Origin of the sequence: Streptomyces niphimycinicus, from assembly GCF_018883605.1 — a bacterium.
GTDB classification, from domain to species: domain Bacteria; phylum Actinomycetota; class Actinomycetes; order Streptomycetales; family Streptomycetaceae; genus Streptomyces; species Streptomyces niphimycinicus.
Genome location: NZ_JAHLEM010000993.1, coordinates 1 through 4,855, shown reverse-complemented (window position 1 = coordinate 4,855; position 4,855 = coordinate 1). Strand labels below are relative to the sequence as shown.

Below are 4,855 nucleotides of genomic sequence, written 5' to 3'. Positions count from 1 at the left end.
GGGGAAAGGGCTGGGGCGGGGGTCTTCGCGGAGGGACGGGGTCGACTGCGGCGGGACCGTGCGCGCGGCGGGCACCGAGGGGACGGCGGCGGGCTCGGCCGGGCGGCCCGGGGACGGTTCGCCGCCCTCGGGCGCGTTCTGCGCGGTGGCCCGGCGCGAGCCGTAACGGCGGTGCACCGCCTGCTTGGTGACGCCGAGCGCGGAGCCCACCGCGTCCCAGGAGAAGCCCAGCGAGCGGTCGAAGTCGACGGCGGCGGTGACCAGTGTCTCGACGCTGTCGCGCAGTTCCTGGGCGAGCCGCACGGTGGGGGCCGGAGCGCGTCCGTAGACCACGAAACCGGCGGACGGGCCGGTGCGCCGGGGGCGGTAGACGTTGCCGAGCTGGGCGGTGAGCGTGCGCAGCGCGTCCACCTGCCGGCGGACCCGCTCGATGTCCCGGACCAGGAGGTGCAGGCTGGCCCGTGCCTGGGCGTCATGAGTTGCGTGGTCGGCCATGTACAAGCCTCTCGAACGGGCGTTGACGGGGGATGGAGGGGATGGGGATGGAGAGGGTGGGGAGTGGATGAGGGGTGGATGGGGGAAGTCGAGCGGGCGGCGGGAAACGCATCGGGCCGCGGCAGCGGCCCGATGCGGTCAATCTGCCTTGACCAACGCGGCACCCGCCCGTCGGTCACGGTCCGGGGCGTGCGGGAGTCCGCCCGTACGCCCCCTCGGCCGGCGGACCATAGACTTCAGGGGCTGTTCGCGACGTTCGCCGTATCCGCTGTGTGAGAGGTAGTTCGCCACCCATGAGGCTCGTCTTCGCCGGTACCCCCGAGGTCGCCCTGCCCGCTCTGGACGCGCTGATCGCGTCGGAGAAGCACGAGGTGGTGGCCGTCGTGACCCGTCCCGACGCGCCCGCCGGGCGCGGTCGCCGGATGGTGGCCAGCCCGGTCGCCGAACGGGCCGAGGAGGCGGGTATCGAGGTGCTCAAGCCGGCCAAGCCGCGCGATCCGGAGTTCCTCGCCCGGCTCGGCGAGATCGCACCGGACTGCTGCCCGGTGGTGGCCTACGGAGCGCTGCTGCCCAAGGCCGCGTTGGAGATCCCCGCGCACGGCTGGGTCAATCTGCACTTCTCGCTGCTTCCGGCGTGGCGGGGCGCGGCACCCGTGCAGCACTCCGTGCTCGCGGGCGACGAGATGACCGGCGCCTCGACCTTCCAGATCGAGGAAGGGCTGGACTCCGGGCCGGTGTTCGGGGTGGTGACGGAGGAGGTGCGGGCCTCCGACACCAGCGGCGATCTGCTGACCCGGCTCGCGTTCGCCGGGGCCGGGCTGCTCGAGGCGACGATGGACGGCATCGAGAACGGCACCCTGCTCCCGGTGCCGCAGCCCTCCGAGGGCATCTCGCTCGCCCCGAAGATCACCGTCGAGGACGCGGAGATCGACTGGACGGCGCCCGCGCTGCGCGTCGACCGGCTGGTGCGGGCGTGCACCCCCGCCCCGGGCGCGTGGACGACCTTCCGGGAGGAGCGGCTGAAGGTCGTCTCGGCGCGGCCGGTGACGGACCGTACGGATCTGGCGCCCGGGCAGTTGGCCGCGACCAAGAAGGCCGTGTACGTGGGCACGGGCAGCCATGCCGTCGAGCTGACCTGGGTGCGGCCGCAGGGCAAGAAGCCGATGCTCGCGGCGGATTGGGCGCGCGGGGTGCGGATCGCGGAGGGCGAGCGGCTCGGAGCCTGAGCGGGGCCTGAGCGGGGCCGCGGGGCTGAAGCCGCTCCAGTGGCACGGCGATCCTGGGCAGGTGCAGGGGGCTGACGCCCGCGCGGGTCCACAGGGCTGAAACCTGAGCGGCTCGACAGGGCAGCAACCCGCACAGGTCCACAGGGCCGAAAGGCGGCCATCGGGCGCGCCGGGGCGGCGGATGTTGACTTCAACCTAAGTTGAAGTCCTACGTTCCTCACGAGACCTCGGAGGTACGTGATGGACATCGAAGTGACCGCCTGGCATTCCCTGTATCAGGCATCCCATGCCAGCGACGACCGGCGGCCCTTCTCCCGCGAAACGCTGCGCCGCATCGGCGCCTTTGCCCGTCCGCACCGCCGTCAGCTTCAGCTCTTCCTGGTGCTGAGCACGGTCACGGCGGTGCTCGCGGTGGCGACACCGCTGCTGGCCGGCCGGGTGGTGGACGCGATCGTCCACCATTCGGGACAGGACACGGTGCTCGGGCTGGCCGGGCTCATCGCCGCGATCGCCGTGGCGGAGGCGGCCCTCGGGCTGCTGACCCGCTGGCTGTCGGCGAACATCGGCGAGGGGCTGATCCTCGATCTGCGCACCTCCGTCTTCGACCACGTCCAGCGGATGCCGGTGGCGTTCTTCACCCGGACCCGCACCGGTGCGCTGGTCAGCCGGCTCAACAACGACGTCATCGGCGCGCAGCGGGCGTTCAGCGACACCCTCTCCGGAGTGGTCGGCAATATGGTGACGCTGCTGCTCACCCTGGTCGTCATGATCGGGATCTCATGGCAGATCACCCTGCTGACGCTGGTGCTCCTGCCCCTCTTCCTGCTGCCCGCGCGCCGGGTGGGCGGAAAGCTGGCGAAGCTGCGTCGCGAGGCGGCCGCGCACAACGCCGCGATGGGCACCCAGATGACCGAGCGTTTCTCCGCGCCCGGGGCGACCCTGGTCAAGCTCTTCGGCCGGCCCGCCGACGAGTCCGCCGAGTTCGCCGCGCGGACCCGGCGGGTGCGGGACATCGGGGTGCGGACCGCGATGGTCCAGGTCTCCTTCGTGACCGCCCTGACCCTCGTCTCCGCCCTGGCCCTCGCCCTGGTCTACGGCCTCGGCGGCTGGTTCGCGCTGCGCGGGCGGCTCGACCCCGGCGCCGTCGTGGCGCTCGCGCTGCTCCTCACCCGGCTGTACGCACCGCTGACCGCGCTGGCCGGGGCGCGGGTCGAGGTGATGAGCGCGCTCGTCAGCTTCGAGCGGGTCTTCGAGGTGCTCGACCTCGAGCCGCTGATCAAGGAGAGGCCGGACGCCCGCGAGGTGCCCGACGGGCCTGTGTCCGTCGAGTTCGACCGCGTCGACTTCGGCTACCCGGCCGCGGACAAGGTCTCCCTCGCCTCCCTGGAGGAGGTCGCCACCCTGGACACCCGCGGCGGCGTCCAGGTCCTGCACGAGCTGTCCTTCCGCGCCGAACCGGGCCAGATGGTCGCGCTGGTGGGCTCCTCCGGCGCCGGGAAGTCCACCATCGCGCAACTGCTGCCCAGGCTCTACGACGCCGATGGCGGCGCCGTACGGCTCTCCGGGGTGGACGTCCGCGATCTGACGGCCGATTCGATCCGCGCCACCCTCGGCATGGTCACTCAGGACGGCCATCTCTTCCATGACTCGATCCGCGCCAATCTGCTGCTGGCCCGGCCGGAGGCCACCGACGAGGAGCTGTGGGAGGTGCTGCGCCGGGCCCGGCTGGAGGGGCTGATCGCGTCCCTGCCGGACGGTCTTGACACCGTCGTGGGCGAGCGCGGCTACCGGCTCTCCGGCGGTGAGCGCCAGCGGCTGACCATCGCCCGGCTGCTGCTGGCCCGGCCCCGGGTGGTGATCCTCGACGAGGCCACCGCACATCTGGACGCCACCTCGGAGGCGGATGTGCAGGAGGCGCTCGGCGAGGCGCTGGACGGGCGCACCGCGGTGGTGATCGCCCACCGGCTGTCCACGGTTCGGGCGGCGGATCTCATTCTCGTCGTCGAGGGCGGGCGGATCGTGGAGCGCGGTACGCATACCGCGCTGCTGGCCGCCAAAGGGCGCTACGAGGAGCTGTACCGCACCCAGTTCGAGCAGCCGACCGCGGCGATGGGCGACGGATCCGCCGTGGACGTAGCGGGTGCCACCGGCACCAGCGCCAAGGTCACGGCCCTGGACGGCGGCCCCACGGCCGCCGAGGCCCCGGCGACGTAGGCTGGTCCCTTCAAGCCCGATCCGTCCCCCGGAGCACATTTCCCGTGACCGACCAGCCCCGTCGTCGCCGTCCCCACGCCCCGAACCGGCCTGGCAAGCCCTACCGCCGCCCGCAGAAGGACCCCGTGCGGATCCTCGCCTTCGAGGCGCTGCGGGCGGTCGACGAACGGGACGCGTACGCCAACCTCGTTCTCCCGCCGCTGCTGCGCAAGGCGCGGGAGAGCGCGGAGGCCGGTGGGCCGCGGTTCGACGCCCGGGACGCGGCGCTCGCCACCGAGCTGGTCTACGGCACCCTGCGCCATCAGGGCACCTACGACGCGATCATCGCCGAATGCGTGGACCGCCCGCTGCGCGAGGTGGATCCGCCGGTGCTCGATGTGCTGAACCTCGGCGCCCATCAGCTTCTGGGGACCCGTATCCCCACGCACGCCGCCGTCTCGGCGAGCGTCGAGTTGGCCCGGGTGGTGCTCGGCGACGGACGGGCCAAGTTCGTCAACGCCGTGCTGCGCAGGATCGCCGCCCATGACCTGGACGGCTGGCTGGAGCGGGTCGCCCCGCCCTACGACGAGGACCCCGAGGAGCATCTGGGCGTCCGCCACTCGCATCCGCGCTGGGTCGTCTCCGCCCTGTGGGACGCGCTCGGCGGCGGCAGTTCCGGGATCGAGGAGCTGCTGGCGGCGGACAACGAACGGCCCGAGGTCACCCTCGTCGCCCGGCCCGGCCGGTCCACGGCCGGGGAGCTGCTGGACGCGGTCGGCGAGGGGGCCGCGGTACCGGGCCGCTGGTCCCCGTACGCCGTGCGGCTCACCGAGGGCGGCGAGCCCGGGGCGCTGGAGGCCGTGCGCGAGGGGCGCGCCGGGGTGCAGGACGAGGGCAGCCAACTCGTGGCCCTCGCCCTGGCGAACGCGCCGCTGGAGGGG

General features: G+C 73.1%; 4 protein-coding genes. 3 read left to right on the top strand and 1 reads right to left on the bottom strand.

The annotated features are described in order from the left end of the window. Window positions 1-495, bottom strand: a 495-nt coding sequence (locus KN815_RS46590) for a hypothetical protein (RefSeq protein ID WP_216347833.1), incomplete at its 3' end; no start/stop codon positions are given. 293 nt (window positions 496-788) lie between these two features. On the opposite strand from KN815_RS46590, the gene fmt reads away from it, so the two are divergent. The 3 genes from fmt to KN815_RS46575 all read left to right on the top strand — a co-directional run. After that, window positions 789-1,721 carry a methionyl-tRNA formyltransferase gene (fmt, locus tag KN815_RS46585; RefSeq protein WP_216347832.1) on the top strand — a complete coding sequence of 311 codons (933 nt, stop codon included), beginning with the start codon at window positions 789-791 and terminating at the stop codon, window positions 1,719-1,721. A 240-nt stretch (window positions 1,722-1,961) separates the two neighbouring features. Further along, window positions 1,962-3,935, top strand: coding sequence for an ABC transporter ATP-binding protein (locus KN815_RS46580; RefSeq protein ID WP_216347831.1), 1,974 nt, complete (start codon window positions 1,962-1,964; stop codon window positions 3,933-3,935). Window positions 3,936-3,979: 44 nt separating this feature from the next. Further along, a partial coding sequence (locus tag KN815_RS46575) for a transcription antitermination factor NusB (protein ID WP_301184710.1) occupies window positions 3,980-4,855 on the top strand: 876 nt, incomplete at its 3' end.

Coding starts and splice junctions, on each gene's coding strand:
- fmt (WP_216347832.1), top strand. CDS start 789: ATGAGGCTCGTCTTCGCCGGTACCCCCGAGGTCGCCCTGCCCGCTCTG.
- KN815_RS46580 (WP_216347831.1), top strand. CDS start 1,962: ATGGACATCGAAGTGACCGCCTGGCATTCCCTGTATCAGGCATCCCAT.